At 65.5% G+C, this 19,158-nt stretch carries 15 protein-coding genes and 1 tRNA gene; 15 read left to right on the top strand and 1 reads right to left on the bottom strand.

The features are described from left to right. Nucleotides 1-112: 112 nt before the first annotated feature. The 15 genes from folP (at nucleotide 113) to SSKA14_RS15720 (ending at nucleotide 16,629) form a co-directional block, all read left to right on the top strand. Nucleotides 113-1,009 (top strand): dihydropteroate synthase, encoded by an 897-nt coding sequence (gene folP / locus SSKA14_RS15790; protein ID WP_008268106.1) that lies wholly within the window; start codon nucleotides 113-115, stop codon nucleotides 1,007-1,009. Continuing rightward, the gene (gene miaA, locus SSKA14_RS15785) at nucleotides 1,009-1,962 is read left to right on the top strand and encodes a tRNA (adenosine(37)-N6)-dimethylallyltransferase MiaA (RefSeq protein ID WP_008266264.1); all 954 of its coding nucleotides are present in this window, start codon (nucleotides 1,009-1,011) and stop codon (nucleotides 1,960-1,962) included. Before folP ends, miaA begins: the two co-directional genes overlap by 1 nt. 96 nt (nucleotides 1,963-2,058) lie before the next feature. Continuing rightward, nucleotides 2,059-2,334, top strand: a complete 276-nt coding sequence (hfq, locus tag SSKA14_RS15780; protein WP_004152891.1) for an RNA chaperone Hfq — start codon at nucleotides 2,059-2,061, stop codon at nucleotides 2,332-2,334. 14 nt (nucleotides 2,335-2,348) lie between these two features. Further along, on the top strand, nucleotides 2,349-3,659 hold the full coding sequence (gene hflX, locus SSKA14_RS15775) for a ribosome rescue GTPase HflX (protein ID WP_008268766.1): 1,311 nt from the start codon (nucleotides 2,349-2,351) through the stop codon (nucleotides 3,657-3,659). Between the two features lie 122 nt (nucleotides 3,660-3,781). Further along, nucleotides 3,782-4,276, top strand: coding sequence for a nicotinamide-nucleotide amidohydrolase family protein (locus SSKA14_RS15770; RefSeq protein WP_005409020.1), 495 nt, complete (start codon nucleotides 3,782-3,784; stop codon nucleotides 4,274-4,276). 34 nt (nucleotides 4,277-4,310) lie between these two features. After that, nucleotides 4,311-5,993 carry a 2-polyprenylphenol 6-hydroxylase gene (ubiB, locus tag SSKA14_RS15765; protein ID WP_040009740.1) on the top strand — a complete coding sequence of 561 codons (1,683 nt, stop codon included), beginning with the start codon at nucleotides 4,311-4,313 and terminating at the stop codon, nucleotides 5,991-5,993. A 208-nt stretch (nucleotides 5,994-6,201) separates the two neighbouring features. After that, nucleotides 6,202-6,837 (top strand): transcriptional repressor LexA, encoded by a 636-nt coding sequence (gene lexA, locus SSKA14_RS15760; protein ID WP_008267755.1) that lies wholly within the window; start codon nucleotides 6,202-6,204, stop codon nucleotides 6,835-6,837. 204 nt (nucleotides 6,838-7,041) lie between these two features. Beyond that, nucleotides 7,042-8,079 (top strand): recombinase RecA, encoded by a 1,038-nt coding sequence (recA, locus tag SSKA14_RS15755; RefSeq protein WP_040008061.1) that lies wholly within the window; start codon nucleotides 7,042-7,044, stop codon nucleotides 8,077-8,079. Nucleotides 8,080-8,189: 110 nt separating this feature from the next. Further along, nucleotides 8,190-8,681: a recombination regulator RecX gene (recX, locus tag SSKA14_RS15750; protein WP_008265297.1), complete on the top strand. Its 492-nt coding sequence runs from the start codon at nucleotides 8,190-8,192 to the stop codon at nucleotides 8,679-8,681. Nucleotides 8,682-8,790: 109 nt separating this feature from the next. Continuing rightward, complete coding sequence (gene alaS, locus SSKA14_RS15745; protein WP_008267546.1) at nucleotides 8,791-11,439, top strand: alanine--tRNA ligase; 2,649 nt, start codon at nucleotides 8,791-8,793, stop codon at nucleotides 11,437-11,439. Between the two features lie 148 nt (nucleotides 11,440-11,587). Then, nucleotides 11,588-11,791 carry a carbon storage regulator CsrA gene (gene csrA, locus SSKA14_RS15740; RefSeq protein ID WP_004152909.1) on the top strand — a complete coding sequence of 68 codons (204 nt, stop codon included), beginning with the start codon at nucleotides 11,588-11,590 and terminating at the stop codon, nucleotides 11,789-11,791. A 78-nt stretch (nucleotides 11,792-11,869) separates the two neighbouring features. Beyond that, nucleotides 11,870-11,962 (top strand) — tRNA-Ser (locus SSKA14_RS15735). 299 nt (nucleotides 11,963-12,261) lie between these two features. Beyond that, a complete protein-coding gene (locus SSKA14_RS15730; protein ID WP_040008053.1) occupies nucleotides 12,262-12,771 on the top strand; it encodes a sigma-70 family RNA polymerase sigma factor in 510 nt (169 codons plus the stop codon). Nucleotides 12,772-12,850: 79 nt separating this feature from the next. After that, nucleotides 12,851-14,005: a FecR domain-containing protein gene (locus SSKA14_RS15725; RefSeq protein ID WP_008265433.1), complete on the top strand. Its 1,155-nt coding sequence runs from the start codon at nucleotides 12,851-12,853 to the stop codon at nucleotides 14,003-14,005. A gap of 206 nt (nucleotides 14,006-14,211) precedes the next feature. Beyond that, nucleotides 14,212-16,629, top strand: a complete 2,418-nt coding sequence (locus SSKA14_RS15720) for a TonB-dependent receptor (RefSeq protein ID WP_198283613.1) — start codon at nucleotides 14,212-14,214, stop codon at nucleotides 16,627-16,629. 54 nt (nucleotides 16,630-16,683) lie between these two features. On the opposite strand, the gene SSKA14_RS15715 is transcribed toward SSKA14_RS15720, so the two are convergent. Next, nucleotides 16,684-19,014, bottom strand: a complete 2,331-nt coding sequence (locus tag SSKA14_RS15715) for a TonB-dependent receptor (protein WP_008264615.1) — start codon at nucleotides 19,012-19,014, stop codon at nucleotides 16,684-16,686. Nucleotides 19,015-19,158 lie beyond the last annotated feature (144 nt).

Here is a 19,158-nt window from a genome sequence, read left to right as displayed (position 1 = left end):
TCCCCAGCAGACCCGCTGTTGCTCTGGCCGTTGCTGACGCACTGGCCTCTGCGGGTGCAGGGCGCCGACCTGCCGAACTAAACTACCCGTCGTTGTCCCTGCAGGATTGCCCATGTTCGATACCTCGCCCCAGCTCGATTGCGCCGACCGCATCCTGCGCCTCGACCGTGCCCGGGTCATGGGCATCGTCAACGTCACCCCGGACTCTTTCTCCGATGGCGGCGCGCACGACACCACCGAGGCGGCGGTCGCACATGGCCTGAAGCTGGTCGGGGAAGGCGCCGACCTGCTCGATATCGGCGGCGAATCCACCCGTCCGGGCGCTGCACCGGTATCGGTGGAAGAAGAACTGCGACGGGTGGTTCCGGTGATCGAGCAGCTGGCTGCCCGCACTACCGTGCCGATCAGCATCGACACCTTCAAGCCGGAAGTGATGCGCGCGGCGGTGACCGCCGGTGCCGGCATGATCAACGACATCTTCGGCCTGCGCCAGGACGGCGCACTCGATGCCGCTGCCGAGGCGGGCGTGCCGGTGGTACTGATGCACATGCAGGGCGAGCCGGGACACATGCAGGCCGATCCGCACTATGACGACGTGGTCGCCGAGGTGCACGGCTTCCTCGTGCAGCGCCTGTTCGCGGCGGAAATGGCCGGCATCGCCAAGAAGCACCTGCTGGTCGATCTCGGCTTCGGTTTCGGCAAGACCACCGTGCACAACATGACCCTGTTGGCGCGCTCGGAGCGCTTCCTGGAGTTGGGTGTGCCGATGCTGGCGGGCCTGTCGCGCAAGCGCAGTCTCGGTGAACTGACTGGCCGCGATACGCCGTCGGAACGGGTGGCCGCTTCGGTGGCTGCGCACCTGATCGCGGTGCAGCGCGGCGCGCGCATCGTGCGCGTGCATGACGTGGCGGCCACCGTCGATGCCCTGAAGATCTGGCAGGCCGTGGAAGCCGTGCCGACGCCGCGTACCGACGCCGCGCCGTCGGTCCGCTGGCCGGACGAAGACTGATGGGCATCGACCGGCGGCCATTGGCGATCGCCGTGATGGGGCCGACGGCCAGTGGCAAGACCGCCACCGCGATTGCGCTGGCCCGGCAGCTGGATGGCGAGATCGTCAGTGTCGATTCGGCGCTGGTCTACCGCCATCTGGATATCGGTTCGGCCAAGCCCGATGCCGCCGAACGCGCGCAGGCGCCGCACCACCTGCTGGACCTGCGCGAGCCCTGGCAGACCTATTCGGCGGCCGAGTTTGCCGCCGATGCCGGCCGCGTCGTGGCCGACATCGTCGCGCGTGGCAAAACGCCGATCCTGGCCGGCGGCACGGGGCTGTACTTCCGTGCGCTGCTGCAGGGCCTGTCGCCGATGCCGGAGGCCGATCCGGCGCTGCGTGCCGCATTGACCGCCGAAGCCGCCGAGCGTGGCTGGGCGGCATTGCATGCGGAACTGGCGGAGGTCGATCCGTCCGCGGCTGCGCGCATCCATGCCACCGACCCGCAGCGCATCCAGCGGGCGCTGGAGGTCTACCGCCTCAGCGGTACTCCGATCAGTGAATGGCAGCGCCGACCGGGCGTGGCGCCATTGCCGGTGCGTACTCTCAAGCTGATCCTGGCCCCGCGTGACCGCGCCGTCCTGCACCGGCGCATCGAGGCCCGCTTCGATCTCATGCTGGCACAGGGCTTCCTCGACGAGGTGCGGGCGTTGCGTGCGATGCCGGAAATGGCCGCGGTGAAGGCGCCACTGGACCTGCCCGCGGTGCGTGCGGTCGGCTACCGTCAGGCCTGGGAATACCTGGACGGGGAGGGGGATGCCGCCCGATTCCGTGACAAGGCAATCTTCGCCACCCGCCAGTTGGCCAAGCGCCAGCTGACCTGGCTGCGCGGCGAGCTTGATGCGCGCTGGTTCGATCCCCATATTGACCACGAGCGCCTGGCCGGCGCGGTGTCGACCTTCGTCGCACGCTGAACCCCCGCCAGCCGTGTAACATCATTGGCCGGCGGGCGGCTCGGGGGCCGTGGCAACCGTCGGCAACCCAATAAGAACAATAATCAGGAGTGTGCAATGTCCAAGGGGCAATCGCTGCAGGATCCTTTCTTGAATGCACTGCGGCGCGAACGCGTGCCGGTTTCGGTGTACCTGGTGAACGGCATCAAGCTGCAGGGCACGATCGAGTCGTTTGACCAGTTCGTGGTCCTGCTGCGCAACACGGTCAGCCAGATGGTCTACAAGCACGCCATTTCCACGGTCGTCCCGGCACGCAACGTGAAGGTCGGTCCGGGCGGTGGTTACGTGCAATCGGGTGAAGGTGGTCAGGCAGGTGATGAAGCAGACGAGTAATACCGGAGCGGTGAATGTTTGACCGCTCGAAAAAGGGCGAACACGCCCTGTTGATCCAGCCGCATTTCGGCAAGCTGGAAGACGATGTGCTGGAAGAGTTCGGTGATCTGGCCCGCTCGGCTGGGGCCAGCATCGCCGCGACGATCACCGCGCGCCTGGACCGTCCCAACCCGTCGACCCTGATCGGCAGCGGCAAGCTGGACGAAATCAAGGCGGCGGCCGATGCCAGTGGCGCCGACCTGATCCTGGTCAACCATGCGTTGAGCCCCGGTCAGGAGCGCAACCTGGAACGGTTCCTGGAGCGCCGGGTGATCGACCGTACCGGCCTGATCCTGGACATCTTTGCCCAGCGTGCGCACAGCCACGAAGGCAAGCTGCAGGTCGAGCTGGCGCAGTTGCGTCACCTGGCCACGCGACTGGTGCGCGGCTGGACCCACCTTGAGCGCCAGCGCGGCGGCTCGATCGGCCTGCGTGGCCCGGGTGAAACCCAGCTGGAAACCGACCGCCGCCTGTTGCAGAAGCGGGTGGAGCAGCTGCAGAAGCGCCTGGAGAAGGTGGAAGTGCAGCGCACCCAGATGCGCCGTGCGCGCGTGCGCAGCGAACTGCCGCGCGTGGCCCTGGTGGGCTACACCAACGCCGGCAAGTCGACCCTGTTCAATGCCATGACCGGTGCCGAGGCCTACGCCGCCGACCAGCTGTTTGCCACGCTGGACCCGACCGTGCGCCGCATTGCGGTCCCCGGCGGCAACGTGGTGCTGGCCGACACCGTCGGTTTCGTCCGCGACCTGCCACATGATCTGGTCGCCGCGTTCCGCTCGACCCTGTCCGAAGCACGCGAGGCTGATTTCCTGCTGCACGTGGTGGATGCCGCCGATCCGCATCGCGAGGAGCGCATCGCCCAGGTCGACGAAGTGCTGACCGCGGTGGGTGCCGGCGATCTGCCGCAGTTGCTGGTGTTCAACAAGATCGATCGCATCGACGGTGCCGACGTCCGCCACGACGGCCAGGACGGCATCCCGGATGAATCGCGACGCGAGCGGGTGTGGATTTCCGCGCGTGACGGGCGGGGCCTGGACCTGCTGCAGGCGGTGCTGGGCAAGCGTCTGGGCCTGCAGCACGTGACCGGTGAACTGCGCCTGCCGCCCGATGCGGGCCGCCTGCGCGCGCGCCTGCACCAGCTGGAAGTGATTCGCAGCGAACAGGCCGATGAAGAGGGATGGCTGCTGCAGGTTGACCTGCCGATCGCCGAGGCAGAGAAGCTGGCCGCCAGTGCCGACGGCGCGCCGATCAGGACCCTGTTGCCGGAGAAGCTGCCGGAGTGGTGAGGTAGCGGCCCATGCCCGGTAGTGCCGGCCGCTGGCCGGCAGCGCAACCGTGCCGGAGGCCCGCGACATCAACCTGTCATCTGCGGTACAACGTGCAGGTTCTTCACCCCACCGTCATGCCGATGTCCATTCCCACCGACGCCGATCTCAACGCCCAGTCCGCCGCGCTGGGGCAGCGCCTGCAGCAGGCCTCGCTGCAGCTGGTGACCGCTGAAAGCTGCAGCGGCGGCTGGATCGCCAAATGCATGACCGACATCGCCGGATCCTCGGCGTTCTTCGACTGCGGGATGGTGGTCTACAGCTACGAAGCCAAGCAGCGCCTGCTGGGCGTGCGCGCGCAGACCCTGGAGCAGTTCGGTGCGGTCAGCCGCGAAACCGTGCTGGAGATGGTGTCCGGCGCACTGGTCAATTCCGGTGCCGGGATTGCCGTAGCCGTGACCGGGATCGCCGGCCCAGGCGGTGGCAGCCCGGACAAGCCGGTCGGCAGTGTCTGGATCGGTTGGAAGCGCCGCGGCGGCTACGCCCGTGCCGAACTCTTCCAGTTCGACGGCGACCGCGAAGCCATCCGCCGGCAAACCGTGGCGGCGGCATTGCGCGGCATCGACGCCCAGCTGTGACATGCTGCTCCGGTAATCGTCCGGAGCACGCATGATGTGGGAAACGCTGGGCACGGTCCGTGACCTGGGCCGACTGCAGGAAATCGCCGTCGTCCTGATCCGCTACGGCTTCGGTGACGTGGTGCGGCGCATCGGCCTGGCCACCACGCTGGAACGGGCAGGGCGCCTGCTGCACTGGAACGAAGATCGCCAGGAACTGTTGCGGATGACCGCACCGGTGCGTGTACGCAGCGCGATGCAGGATCTCGGGCCGACCTTCGTCAAGCTCGGCCAGGTACTGGCGACCCGCGTCGACCTGCTGCCGCCGGAATGGATCGCCGAACTGTCCGAACTGCAGAACGCAGTGCCGGCGCTGCCATACGCGGACATCCGCGAGCAGCTTGAAGCCGACCTTGGCGCGTCGCCGGCGGAGGTATTCGCCTTCCTCGATGAAACCCCGATGGCCGCCGCGTCGCTGGCACAGGCCCATCGTGCACGCCTGCATGACGGTCGCGAGGTGGTGCTGAAGGTGCGCCGCCCGGGTATCCGCGATGTGGTCGAGGCCGACCTGCGGCTGCTGGCACGGCTGGCCGAGATCGTCGAAGCGCGCCTGCCGGACCTGCGCCGCTATCGTCCGGCCGAGGTCGTGCAGCAGTTCACCGTGTCACTGCGCCGCGAGCTGGATTTCGCTGCCGAATGCCGCAATGCCGAGCGCATCGCGCGCAACTTCAAAGGCCGCGACGACATCCTGATTCCCTGCGTGCACTGGCAGTGGACCTGCGAGAGCCTGAACGTGCAGGACTTCGTCGACGGCATTCCCGGACGGGACCTGGCTGGCGTCGACGCGGCTGGCCTGGACCGGCGCGAACTGGCACGGCGTGGCGCCGACATCGTGCTGAAGATGGTGCTGGAGGACGGCAGCTTCCATGCTGATCCGCACCCGGGAAACATCATCTACCTGCGCGATGGCCGCATCGGCGTGATCGATTTCGGCATGGTCGGCGCGCTGTCCGAGGTGCGTCGGTTCCAGGTTGCACAGCTGCTGCACGGGCTGGTCGAGCAGGACCCGCAGAGCGTGGCTGACGTGCTGCTGGACTGGGCCGGTGGCGTGGAAGTGGACGAGAACCGGCTGCAGCATGACATCAGCCAGTTCGTTGACCAGTACCGCGGTGTGCCGTTGAAGGACCTGCGCATCGGGCTCATGCTGGGCGACATCACCCAGTTGCTGCGCAGCTACAGCCTGACCCTCCCGGCCGACCTGGCGCTGATGATCAAGGCGTTCCTGACGCTGGAAGGCATGGGCCGGCAGCTGGACCCGGATTTCGACATGGCCAGCGCCGCGCGCCCGTTCCTGGAACGGGTAGTGTTGCAGCGCTATGCGCCAAAGGCGCTGCTCAAGCGCGGCCGGCGCAGCCTGCTGGGGCTGGTGGATTTTGCCGGCGAACTGCCGCGCGACCTGCGCAAGCTGGTGCAGGCCGCGCGCCGTGGTCGCCTGCAGCTGAAGGTGGAAACCACGGCGCTGCAGGGTTTCGGCGAACAGGTGAACCGCGCGGCGAACCGGTTGGTGATGGGCATCGTGACCGCCGCCCTGATCATCGGCTCGTCGATCGTGATGCACAGCGTCGGCGGCGTCTCCAGCCGCTGGCTACTGGCACTGGGCGTGTGCGGCTTCATCGGCGCTGGCTTCTGCGGCGTCTGGATCCTGTTCTCGATATGGAGAAGCGGTAAACACACGTGAGTGTGTTTACCGCAGCGGTTCCCGTGGGGAACCGCGGAATCGCTGCGTGATTCCTGTAGAGCCGACCGCTGGTCGGCTGCTTTTGCCCTTACCAGCCGGGCCATGCCCGGCGACGATTGCCGAGCATGGCTCGGCCCCGCAGGTAGGCGTCACCCCGTGTCGCACCCGGCACTTGCAGATCTGAATGTTAGTAGTAATACTACTAACCATGGACCTGACCGACACCCAGCAGGCGATCCTGCAGTTGATCGCCGAGCGTATCGAGAGCGAAGGCGCACCGCCGTCGCAGACTGAAATCGCACGTGCGTTCGGCTTCAAGGGCGTGCGCGCAGCCCAGTACCACCTGGAAGCCCTGGAGCAGGCCGGTGCGATCCGTCGCATCCCGGGCCAGGCCCGCGGCATCCGCCTGGTGCAGGCCCCGCCGGTCGAGAAGCTGGCCGAGCCGGGCCTGCCCGACAGCGTGCTGCGTCTGCCGGTGCTGGGCCGGGTCGCGGCCGGCCTGCCGATCGGTGCCGATATCGGCTCGGACGATTTCGTGGTGCTGGACCGGGTGTTCTTCTCGCCGGCGCCGGACTACCTGCTGAAGGTGCAGGGCGATTCGATGATCGACGAGGGCATCTTCGACGGTGACCTGATCGGCGTGCACCGCACCCGTGACGCCCATTCCGGGCAGATCGTGGTGGCCCGCATCGATGACGAGATCACGGTCAAGCTGCTGAAGATCGCCAAGGACCGCATCCGTCTGCTGCCGCGCAACCCCGATTACAGGCCGATCGAAGTGCTGCCGGATCAGGACTTTGCGATCGAAGGCCTCTATTGCGGCTTGCTGCGCCCCAACCGTTGACCCGTTTCGCATTGCATTTCCTCGCGGTCTTTTGTGGCGATTCTCTGGTTCCACTGAGGTTGGTACGGATGTCCGATAATTCTTTTCAGAGCGCCGGGCAGAATCTCAGCCTGTGCGATACGTCCGACTTAAAGTGAGCCCATGGCAAAGAAGACCCCCAAAGACAGCACCTCCAACGACATCACCTCTGCAAGGACCCAACCGATGGACGAGAACAAGAAGCGCGCCCTCGCTGCAGCTCTGGGCCAGATCGAGAAGCAGTTCGGCAAGGGCTCGGTGATGCGCATGGGCGACCGCGTGGTCGAGCCCGTTGAAGCCATCCCGACCGGCTCGCTGATGCTCGACATCGCACTGGGCATTGGCGGCCTGCCGAAGGGTCGTGTCGTTGAGATCTACGGGCCGGAATCCTCGGGCAAGACCACCCTGACCCTGCAGGCCATCGCTGAATGCCAGAAGCTGGGCGGCACTGCGGCCTTCATCGACGCCGAGCATGCACTGGACCCGATCTACGCCGGCAAGCTGGGCGTGAACGTGGATGACCTGCTGCTGTCGCAGCCGGATACCGGCGAGCAGGCGCTGGAAATCGCCGACATGCTGGTCCGTTCGGGCTCGGTCGACATCCTGGTGATCGACTCGGTTGCCGCGCTGACCCCGAAGGCCGAAATCGAAGGCGAGATGGGCGACCAGCTGCCGGGCCTGCAGGCCCGCCTGATGAGCCAGGCGCTGCGCAAGCTGACCGGCAACATCAAGCGCTCCAATACGCTGGTGATCTTCATCAACCAGCTGCGCATGAAGATCGGCGTGATGATGCCGGGCCAGAGCCCGGAAACCACCACCGGCGGCAACGCACTGAAGTTCTACGCCTCGGTCCGCCTGGACATCCGCCGCATCGGTGCGATCAAGAAGGGCGACGAGATCATCGGCAACCAGACCAAGATCAAGGTCGTCAAGAACAAGCTGGCACCGCCGTTCAAGCAGGTCATCACCGAGATCCTGTACGGCGAGGGCATCAGCCGCGAAGGCGAACTGATCGACATGGGCGTGGAGGCCAAGCTGGTCGAGAAGGCCGGTGCCTGGTACAGCTACGGTGAGGAGCGTATCGGCCAGGGCAAGGACAATGCCCGGGGTTACCTGCGTGACAACCCGACCGTCGCCGCCAAGCTCGAAGCCGAGCTGCGCGAGAAGTTCCAGCCGACTGAAGCCGTCCGCGAGGAAGGCGACGACGACGGCGACGACGAATAAGGCTTGCTGTGGGGCAGGGCGGCGCCGTCAGTGACGTCGCCCTGCCTCGCAGGTTCGAATCGCCCACGGATGGGCAGGGCGCCATGGAGGGCGCCACCTCTGGAGTACCGATGTCCGACGCCGAAGACACTCCCCCTGGCCGCAAGCGCCGGCCACGCGAGCAGACCCCCGTGCAACGCGCGCTGGGCCTGCTGGTTCGTCGTGAACACTCGCGCAAGGAACTGACCCGCAAGCTGACCGCCCGTGGCATTGAAGGCGAAGCCGCGCAGGCCGCTGTCGCCAAGCTGACCGAGGCCGGCTGGCAGGACGACACCCGCTTTGCCGAGAACCTTGTGCGGATGCGCGCCAATACCGGCTACGGGCCGATCCACGTGCGTGCCGAGCTGGGCACCCACGGGCTGGATAGCGCCGCGATTGCCGCAGCGATGGACAGCTATGAAGGCGACTGGCAGGAAAACGCCCGAGATCTGGTCCGCCGCCGCTTCGGCGAGGCTGGCCCGCAGGACCTGACGCAGCGGCGCAAGGCCGCCGATCTGTTGGCTAGACGTGGCTTTGACGGCGATAGCATCCGCCGCGCGACCCGCTACGACCCGGATGACTGAGACTGGCGACGCCGGGCCTGATACCCTTTAGGTTTTCGGCGGTCCCTTGCGACCCTGGCCAATGTGGCCGGTGGTCCGGGTCCGCCGGCCCGCAGACTGCCAGCCCTCAATGAACGCATCCGCCAAATTCACGACTTCCCAGATCCGCAGCGATTTCCTTGAATTCTTCAAGGGCAAAGGCCACACCATCGTGCCGTCGGCGCCGCTGGTGCCGGGCAACGATCCAACCCTGCTGTTCACCAACTCCGGCATGGTGCAGTTCAAGGACGTGTTCCTTGGCGCGGAGAAGCGCAGCTACGTGCGCGCGGCCGACGTCCAGCGCTGTCTGCGGGCGGGCGGCAAGCACAACGATCTCGACCAGGTGGGTTACACCGCACGCCACCACACCTTCTTCGAGATGCTGGGCAACTGGTCGTTCGGCGACTATTTCAAGAAGGACGCGATCGCCTGGGCCTGGGAACTGCTGACCCAGGTCTGGAAGCTGCCGGCCGAGCGCCTGCTGGTCACCGTCTACCAGACCGACGACGAAGCCTACGCGCTGTGGCGCGACATGGTCGGCGTGCCGGAAGAGCGCATCGTGCGCATCGGTGACAACAAGGGCGCGCCGTTCGCCTCGGACAACTTCTGGCAGATGGCCGACACCGGTCCGTGCGGCCCGTGCACCGAGATCTTCTACGACCACGGCGATCATATCGCCGGCGGCCCCCCGGGCTCCCCGGATGAGGACGGCGATCGCTTCATCGAAATCTGGAACCTGGTGTTCATGCAGTTCGACCGCCAGCCCGACGGCACCCTGGTGCCGCTGCCGGCCCCGTGCGTGGATACCGGCATGGGCCTGGAGCGCCTGGCGGCGATCCTGCAGCACGTGCACACCAACTACGAGATCGACCTGTTCCAGGCGCTGATCCGCAAGGCCTCGGAACTGACCGGCACCGCCGACCTGGAGAACAAGTCGCTGCGCGTGATCGCCGATCACATCCGCGCCTGTTCGTTCCTGATCGTCGACGGTGTGCTGCCGTCCAATGAAGGCCGCGGCTACGTGCTGCGCCGTATCATCCGCCGCGCCCTGCGCCACGGCTGGATGCTGGGCGTGCGCCAGCCGTTCTTCAGCAAGCTGGTGCCGACCCTGGTCGAGCAGATGGGCGAGGCCTATCCGGAACTGCCGGCGGCGATGGACACCGTCACCCGTGCGCTGCAGGCCGAGGAAGAGCGTTTCGCTGAAACCCTCGATGCCGGCATGAAGATCTTCGAGGACGTCGCTGGCAAGGCCAGCAATGGCGTGATCCCGGGCGTTGACGCTTTCCGCCTGTATGACACCTATGGCTTCCCGCTCGACCTGACCCAGGACATCGCCCGCGAGCGTGACCTGACCGTCGACATCGCCGGCTTCGATGCCGCGATGGAGCAGCAGCGCGAAACTGCGCGTGCGGCCGGCAAGTTCGGCGGCGGCGTGACCTTGCCGGCCGAACTGGTGGCCACCCTCAGCCCGACCGTATTCCTGGGCTATGACCGCCTGCAGGCCGATGGCCTGAGCGTGCTGGCCCTGCTCAAGGACGGTCGTCCAGTGCAGTCGGCCGATGCGGGTGATTCGGTCATCGTCATCACCAACCAGACCCCGTTCTACGCCGAATCCGGCGGCCAGGTCGGCGACACGGGCGTGCTGACCGGCAACGGCGTGCGCCTGGCGGTGGAGGACACCCAGAAGTTCGCCGGCCAGTTCCATGGCCACGTCGGCACCCTGTCCGAAGGCGGCCTGAAGATCGGTGACGTGCTGTCCGGCCAGGTTGACGGCGAGCGTCGCGGCGCCACCATCCTCAATCACTCGGCCACCCACCTGCTGCACGCAGCCCTGCGTGAAGTACTGGGTACCCATGTGCAGCAGAAGGGCTCGCTGGTCGCGCCGGACCGCCTGCGTTTCGACTTCTCGCACTTCCAGCCGATCAGCGCGGAAGAGCTGGCGGTGATCGAGCGCAAGGTCAACCAGCAGGTGCGCGCCAACAATGCCGCCGAAGTGCACACCATGGCCATGCAGGAGGCGCTGGACTTCGGCGCAATGGCCCTGTTCGGCGAAAAGTACGGCGAGCATGTGCGCGTGCTGAAGATGGGTGACTATTCCACCGAGCTGTGCGGCGGTACCCACGTCAACCGTACCGGTGATATCGGCCTGTTCAAGATCACCTCCGAGGGCGGTGTTTCCGCCGGCGTGCGCCGCATCGAGGCGGTCACCGGCCAGGGCGCCCTGGACCATGTGGACGCCGAAGAGGCCCGCCTGGCCGAAGCCGCCGAGCTGCTCGGTGGCAGCGCTGCCGACGTGGTCGAAAAGATCCGTGCCCTGGGCCAGCGCCAGAAGCAGCTGGAGCGCGAACTGGAGGCCGTGAAGGCCAAGGTCGCCGCCGGTGCCACCGCCGATCTGTCCGGCCAGGCCGTCGAGGTCGCCGGGGTGAAGGTGCTGGCCGCCCGCCTGGAGGGCTTCGACGCCAAGGCCCTGCGTGACGCCATGGATCGCCTGAAGCAGCAGCTGGGCGACGCGGTGATCGTGCTGGCCGGCGCCCAGGACGGCAAAGCCGCCCTGGTCGCAGGCGTGAACGGCAGCGCAACGGGCAAGGTCAAGGCTGGGGAACTGTTGTCCCATATCGCCGGTCAGATCGGGGGCAAGGGCGGCGGACGCCCGGACCTCGCCCAGGGTGGTGGCGAGGACGGGCCCGCCCTTGCCACTGCGCTGGCTGCAGTTGTCGAATGGGTCAGCCCCCGCCTGTGATGATCCCCGCCGTCCCCCTCCTTGTAGGAGCGGGACGGCTGACGGTACCATTGCGAAATCTTTTCCCTTTGTCGTGGTAGCGCTTCTTGACGGAGCGTCAAGCCGGTGGGGGATACCCTTCCACACGGTTCCATGGAGACTTACAAAAATGTTGATCCTGACTCGCCGCGTCGGCGAAACCCTGATGATCGGTGACTCGGTGAGCGTCACCGTGCTTGGCGTCAAGGGTAACCAGGTGCGTATCGGCATCACCGCGCCGAAGGACGTCGCTGTGCATCGCGAAGAGATCTATCAGCGCATCCAGCGCGGTGACGAAGCCGGTGGCACCGGTAGCGAAAATTCTGCCGAATAACGCTTTACCTTCGCACTCGATTAACGTTATGATTCACGCCCCGCTGAGGTGCAACGCACCAGACGCGGTGAATACCCCGGAGTGATGCCCGAGTGGCCGAAGGGGCTCCCCTGCTAAGGGAGTATAGGGTCAAAAGCTCTATCGAGGGTTCGAATCCCTCTCACTCCGCCAGATACAAGAAGGCGCCCGCAGATCCTGAGATCTGTGGGCGTTTTTCGTTGCGTGTGTGCTTCAGGGCCTGCGTATACTCAAGCAGAAGACAGTTGCTGCGGCAGCGCAACAGCGATCGACGCACGTTGCGTTTTCGCAGCTTTGATCGACGTACACGGCACCAATCGATCGCCGTCATGCGGCCATCTCCGAATCACACCAGTCTCGATCTTTGATGTCGCGCTATAAACGCGACTACGTCTCATTTAGAATTGTGCGACGTCGACAACGATGACGAACAGGTTGGGAGCGACCCCGCTTTGGCAGCGCATTACTACCGGGAACTGCTGAACTTCTGCGCGCGCAGTCTGCGGGACAGGACCGCAGCGGCCGATCTTGTGCAGGAGGCATACGCCCGCCTTTTGGGCGCGCAGCAGTCCGGCACCACCATCGGCAATACGCGCGCGATGCTGTACCGGACTACGCGCAACCTGCTCACCGACCAGCATCGGCGCGCCGAAGTGCGTAGCCACACAAGTCTGGAAGCGCTGCCGGAGCAGGAACATCCTCGCGCGCCGGAGTGCCTGCAGCCTGACGAAGTGCTCGACTCCAGCCAGTACATGCAGGCCCTGCAGGCCACCATTGAAAGCCTGCCACCGCGCTGCCGCCAAGCGTTCATCCTCAATCGCTTCGACGGCCTGTCGCACCAGCAGGTGGCCGAGCGCATGGGCATCTCGCGCAACATGGTGGCCCAGCATGTCATCCGCGGCGTACTGGCCTGCAAGGCTTGCGAGGATCGCTTCCAGCGAGCAATGAAGAAGGCCAGATAGCACCGATCCAACTGCACCCATCGAACTACACTGATCGTGCCTGCATGCGTCGGTCCCGATACGAAATGCCATCCATCCCATGAGCCAGCCCGATCCCCGCCATTCCAACGACCGGCCTGATCCGTTGTCCTTCCCGCAGGACGACGTGGATGCGCATGGCTCCGCCAGCGCCGTACAGGGCGAGGACCCACTGGATGCAGTAGCTGCGGCGTGGATGGTCCGGCGCCAGGATGGCCTGACGTCGGACCAGCAGGTCGAATTCGAGCAGTGGTTGGCCAGCAACCCGACGCATGCGCGCGCGTTGGCACGCCTGGAAGGCACCTGGGACAGGCTGGGCCATCTGCCGGTTGGGGTCGTGGATGCGCTGAGGGCCGGCCTGCCTTCGCCAGTGGCTTCCGCCGCGGACCCATCGCGTGCCCAGCGGCCCGCGCCACAGGTGCCGCGGCGCAGGCGGTCATGGCGTCCTGCTGTAAGCCGCGTGATTTCCCGCGCAGCCGCTGCCGCCATCGCATTCGCTGCGATGGGCACGGCGTGGATCGCCTGGAACGCGTGGCAGCGCGCGCCGATTTTCGAACAGTCATTCGCCACGGCACGTGGCGAGCAGACTCGGGTGGAGCTGCCCGATGGCAGCACGCTGTGGCTGGATACCGCGACACGCGCAGATGTCAGCCTGTACCGCACGCACCGTGAAGTGCGCCTGTCGACGGGGCAGGTGTTCTTCGCCGTGCACCCTGACCGTGAGCATCCTTTCAACGTGCTGGTCGCCAACACGCGGGTCACCGTGGTCGGAACACGCTTCTCGGTGCGACGTACCGGCAGTGCCCTCGGTGGCAGCGGCGAGGTGAGCGTAGCCGTGGAGCAGGGGCATGTGCGCGTCGCCAAGGCCCAGGACATGGCAGAGCAGGGTGCTGCTGTGGATCTGCTGGCGGGCCAATCGGTCATTGTCGGCGCGGGTGGCAAGCCCGGCCCGGTGGGCAGCGAGGTGGACACGTCCTGGCGCGACGGCCGCATCAGCTTCAGCGGTACCCGCCTGGACCAGGCCCTGGCCGAGTTCGAACGCTATGGCGATACCGGCCTGGTCATCCACGATCCGGCGGTGGCGGCACTGAAGGTGCAGGGCAGTTTCAACCTGCGACGTGCGGGCGCCTTTGCCAGGGCGTTGCCGCAGGTGCTGCCGGTGCGCCTGGATGCTCGCGGCAGGCATACGGAAATCGTGGCGGTCAGCGCGGAGTGAGGGGCTGCAGAAAGTTCGCTTATTGACCTCAACACTTTCGCAGGTCGTGCGTCTGCACAGGTAGGAAATATTTCTACCGTGGAGCTCCCTACATGCCGCACCCGTTCCTTCGCCTTGCGCCGCTCGCGCTGGCCACCGCTATTGCCCTGCCATTGCTGGCAACCACTTCTTTGCCAGCACATGCGCGGGAAACCGATGCCGGCTCCGTGACCGTCTCGCTGCGAGCACAGTCGTTGGGCAGCGCGCTGAATGAACTGGCACGGCAGGCTGAGCTGCAGCTGATGGTGCATCCCGACCTGGTCGCGGGCAAGCAGGCGCCTGCGGTGTCCGGACGGCTGACAGCGCGGCAGGCGCTGGAGAGGCTGCTGTCAGGCAGTGGCCTGGTGGCCGATATCCAGGGCACTGACGTGATCGTGCGACGTGCATCGGTGGGCCACGAAGACGGCAGGACGGTGGGCACGCTACGCGAAGTGCGGGTTGAGGCCCGTCGCCTGGGAGAGACTGAAGGCACCGGCTCGTACACCAGCGATGGCTTGACGATTGGCAAGACGGCACAGGCCATGCGGGAACTGCCGCAGTCGGTCTCGGTGCTGACCAAGCAGCGCCTCGAGGATCAGAACATCACCGACCTGGGCAAGGCGGCCGAGCAGATCGTCGGCCTGACCGTGCAGGACAGTGGCCACCGCCTGACCGACATCTACTCGCGCGGCTTTGCCATCGACAGCGTGCAGATCGATGGCGGTGCGCCGATGTCGACCTCCAGCGGCAACTACACCTTCATCTCCTATGACATGACCGAGTTTGATCGTGTCGAAGTGCTGCGCGGTGCGGCAGGCCTGCTCAACGGCACCGGCAACCCAGGAGGCGCGGTAAACCTCGTGCGGAAGATGCCGACCGCCGTGCCGCAGTTCAAGTTGACCGCCAGCGCCGGCAGCTGGGACAACTACCGCACCGAGATGGATGCCTCCGGTCCACTGGCCTTCGGTGGCAAGCTGCGCGGTCGCGCGGTGGTGGCCTACGATGACCGCAGGTACTTCACCGATCTGCGGTCCACCCGCAAGCCGACGTTCTATGGCGTTGTGGAAGCCGATGTCGGTTCCAATGCCGTGGTGGCACTGGGGGCGCGCTACCAGCACGTCAAGGAACAAGGAACGCCGCAGGGCTTTCCGCGCTACAGCAACGGTGCCGACCTGGGACTGCCGCGGCACACCGCACTGACCGCGCCATGGGCTTACGAGGACACCACCTCGACCGAGTTCTTCGCCAAGGTCAGCTGGAGGCTGGCGCCGCGCTGGACGATGCGCCTCAACGCCACGTTCACCGAGGAAGATCGCGACGTCAACGGGGGCTACGTGTCTGGTGCGGTCAATCCGGTGACCCTGGCCGGTTCGCGCTGGGTCGGCTCTGACCAGCACAGCTGGAACCGCCAGCACATGATCGATCTCAACCTGAGTGGTGCATTCGATATGTTCGGGCGCACGCACGAACTGCTGGTGGGTGCGGACATGCAGGATATCCGGAGCCGCTGGCAGAGTTTCGTGGTCGAGCGCGCTACCGGGCAGGCCGCCAATCTGTTTGACATCGGCTCGACGCCTTACGTGCCTGGCAACCTGGCACGTGGCCAGCTGTTCCGCAGCTATGACCCGAACGACACGCGCCAGTATGGTGTCTACAGCACGCTGCGGCTGGAAGTGGCGGACAACACCAAGGTGGTCGTCGGCGCGCGCGCGAACAGATACACATTCAACCAGGTCTACAGCACCTACCTGGACGCCAGTTGGCAGATGACCGATACCTGGCGCGTGGCCAGCGCCACCCAGTACAGCGAACCCACCCAGGTCGTGCCGTTCGGCGGCATCATCTACGACCTTTCGCCGCAATGGTCGGCCTATGCCAGCTACGCGGAGATCTTCAACCCGCAGGCCTATTACAAATCGGGGCCGGCACCGGGCAGTGGCCTCAAGCCGATGCACGGCAGCAACACCGAAGTGGGCGTGAAGGGGGAACTGCTGGAAGGTGGCCTCAACACGTCCTTTGCGTTTTACCGGGTGATCCAGAAGGACCGTGCGATACAGGATGCCCGCTACCCGATCACGGAAACGCTGTTCGCCGGCACCTGCTGTTACGTCAACGCGGGCAGGGTGGTCAGCCAGGGCGTGGATGCGGAAGTAAATGGTGAGATCGCGCGCGGGGTGAACCTGTATGCCGGCTACACCTTCAACAGCAACCACAACAAGACCGACAGCGCGGTGTTCAGCACGATCACGCCCAAGCACTCGCTGAAGTTCTTCGGCACCTGGCAGCTGCCTGGCATGGCGTCGGCGTGGAAGATCGGCGGAGGTGCGACCATCAGCAGCAACCAGTACGTAAAGGGCATGGCTGCGACCTGGAACGAGAGCGCTCGGAACTGGACAGGCCCCAGCACGGCGTTCGCCTACACCCAGGCCGGTTATGCGGTATGGAATGCGATGGTGGAGTACCGGATGACTCCGCATTGGCTGGTTGCGCTCAATGCCAACAACCTGTTCGATAGAACGTACTACCGCACGGTCGGCTCATCCACCCTAGGCAACTACTACGGCGAACCGCGCAACTGGATGCTGACCCTGCGCGGCAGCTACTGAGGTGGCAGGCGCCTGCGGCTCCGTGGCCGCAGGCGCTGTGTTGCAAGGCCAGGCTCAGAGCCTGACCGTCACACCCACCTGGAAGCCACGCCCCGGCAGCGGGGCGATGTACTTCAACGGCGAGTTGTGCGGGCGCGCTTCCTCGTCGAGCAGGTTGCTGCCGTTGACGAACACTTCCATGCCGGCGATGTAACTGTTGCGCACCGGCAGTTCGCGGCTGACCTGCAGGTCGACCAGGTTGAACGCGTCCAGCGGAATTTCCTCGCTGACATTGCGGCCGAGGTACTTCTGCGTGCCGTAGTAGGTACTGGACAGCTGCGCCTTCCAGCCCTGGCGTTGCCACTGCAGGTTGGCGCCGTAGCGGTTGGTCGGCATGTTCGGCAGGTACTCGCCATCATTGTGGGCGCGCAGTGCGTCCGGGTGGTCGGCCTTGTTCTTCACCAGGTCGGCAAAGGCCGAGACATTCAACGTGCCATAGCGGCCGAGATCCAGCGCCTGCGAAGCGTCGATCTCGAAGCCCTTCACCGTGGTGTCGGTCTGCTTCCAGTACTTCAGCGGCAGGCGGTTGGCGGTCTGCAGGCCGGAGTATCCAAGGTAGAGGTAGTTCTCGTACTTCATCCGGTACGCGGTGGCCGACAGCTCGAAACCGCCGAGGTGGAACAGGCCGGTCAACTCCAGGTTCTTCGCACGCTCCGGCTCCAGGTTCTGGTTGCCTTCTTCCTGGGTCATCACCGAATAGTGCGCGTTGCTGGCATACAGCTCGTTGATCTCCGGTGCGCGCTGCGAGGACGAGTAGCGCACCTTGGCGGCAAACAAAGGGCCGAGCTCGACGTACGAGCCGAGGCTGTAGCTGTTGAGCCGGTAGTCGCGGTCCTGCAGTTTCGTGTTGGCAGCGTTGCGCGCGGTCTTGAATCGGCTGGGCTGCAGCGTGTGGTCGACACGCTCATGACGGACGCCGGCATCGAAAGTGGCCCAGCCGAAGTCCAGCGTCTCTTTCAGGAACACCGCATTGCTGCTGGTATCGACATCGGGCAGGTAGCGCAGCGAGCCGCTGCCGGTGACATCACGCGACTGGTGGCTGAGGCCGAGCATGCCGCTGAGCGGGCCGACGCGCTGGTGGCTGAGCAGCAGCTCGGCCTGGATGCTTTCGAAGTCGTAGTCGTTGGCCTTGGACGCGCCGAGTCGTTCGCCCGAGGTGTTGTCCAGCTTGGAGACACGCAGTTCGGCACGCTCGAAGTAGGGCAGCGGATCGCGCAGCAGTGCTTCCAGCGCGTAGCGCTGCTGCTTGATCACCACGCCCACCGGCAGGCCATCGGCGTAGTTCGAGCCGAATGACAGGTTCTGCATCGAGAAGCCGGGCACGCCGTATTCGCTGTCCTTGGCATCGATGCTGACACCGACGTAGCCGCGGTCGAAGAACAGGGTCGAGCCGGCGGCCACCTGCGAATTGCGTGAGTAGCTGTTGCCCAACCGGTGGTGATAGTCGGGGGTCACGTCATTGTTGATCTGCTTCTGCACATACGAGGGCGTGCCGGGCACATAGGCCGGATTGACCGGGTTGATGTAGGTGCGGCGCTGCCAGACCGAGGTCGGGTTGTTGGTATAGAAGGAGAAGTCACCGTCGGCCCAGTCCGGGTTCTCGGTCATGAACTGGTCGATATAGGGCTGCGAGGCCTTGTTGTAGATCTGCTGGACGCGCGCTTCCTTCTGGCAGCTGTCGGCCAGTGCCGAGTTGACGCCGCCGGTGGCGGGGAACAGGCGGGTGTTGCAGACGCTGGCCTTGCTATTGCCGGGGATGTCGTAGTGGGAGATGCGCTGGCGCGAGACCTGCAGGTTGGTGGAGATGTTGCGCTGGTTGTTGAAGTTCATGCGGAAGCCCTGCGCGTCGGCGGCGTTGAAGCCCTTGCGCAGGACCAGTTCCATCGACTGGTCCTTGTCTTCCATGCTGCGCGAGATCAGGCCCGAGTCGACCTCCACGCTGCCGCCGATCGCGTTGCCGCCATAGCGCACCGTGTCGGAGGACTTGTTGACGGTGACACTGCGCACGAACAGTGGGTCGAAGGGAATGTTGATGTCGCCGCTGATCGCATTCATGCCAAGGATGGACTGGCCATCCTGCAGGATCTGAACCCGGTTGCCGCTGAGACTGCGGATGACCGGGGCGCCCGCGTTGGGCCCGAAAGCGCTGTTCTGCACGCCGGAGACATGCTCGAGCAGGCCGCCCAGGGTGCGGTTCTGCGCCTGTGGATTGTCGACGGTGACGCGGCTGTCGATACGCGAGGGCTTCGAGGCCTCGACCTGAAGCGTGGGAAGGGTGGGTTCGTCCGCCGCGTGGGCGGTGTGGACGGCGAACAGAATGGCGGCAGCAAGCAGATGGCGACGCATGACACGCTCCGTGAAAATAGTGTGAAATGTTATAACGTAACTATTTGTATCGACAAGGGGCGAATGGGCCTTGCCAGTCGGACTGGAGATGAGAGTGGTTCTCATATGAGAATGGCCGACGTTTGTTCCTCCGCTGGTGACTCC

It is taken from the genome of Stenotrophomonas sp. SKA14, assembly GCF_000158575.1.
Taxonomy (GTDB): Bacteria; Pseudomonadota; Gammaproteobacteria; order Xanthomonadales; family Xanthomonadaceae; genus Stenotrophomonas; species Stenotrophomonas forensis.
Note: the sequence above shows the minus strand (reverse complement) of the source record. Positions and strands in the feature narration are given on the sequence as shown.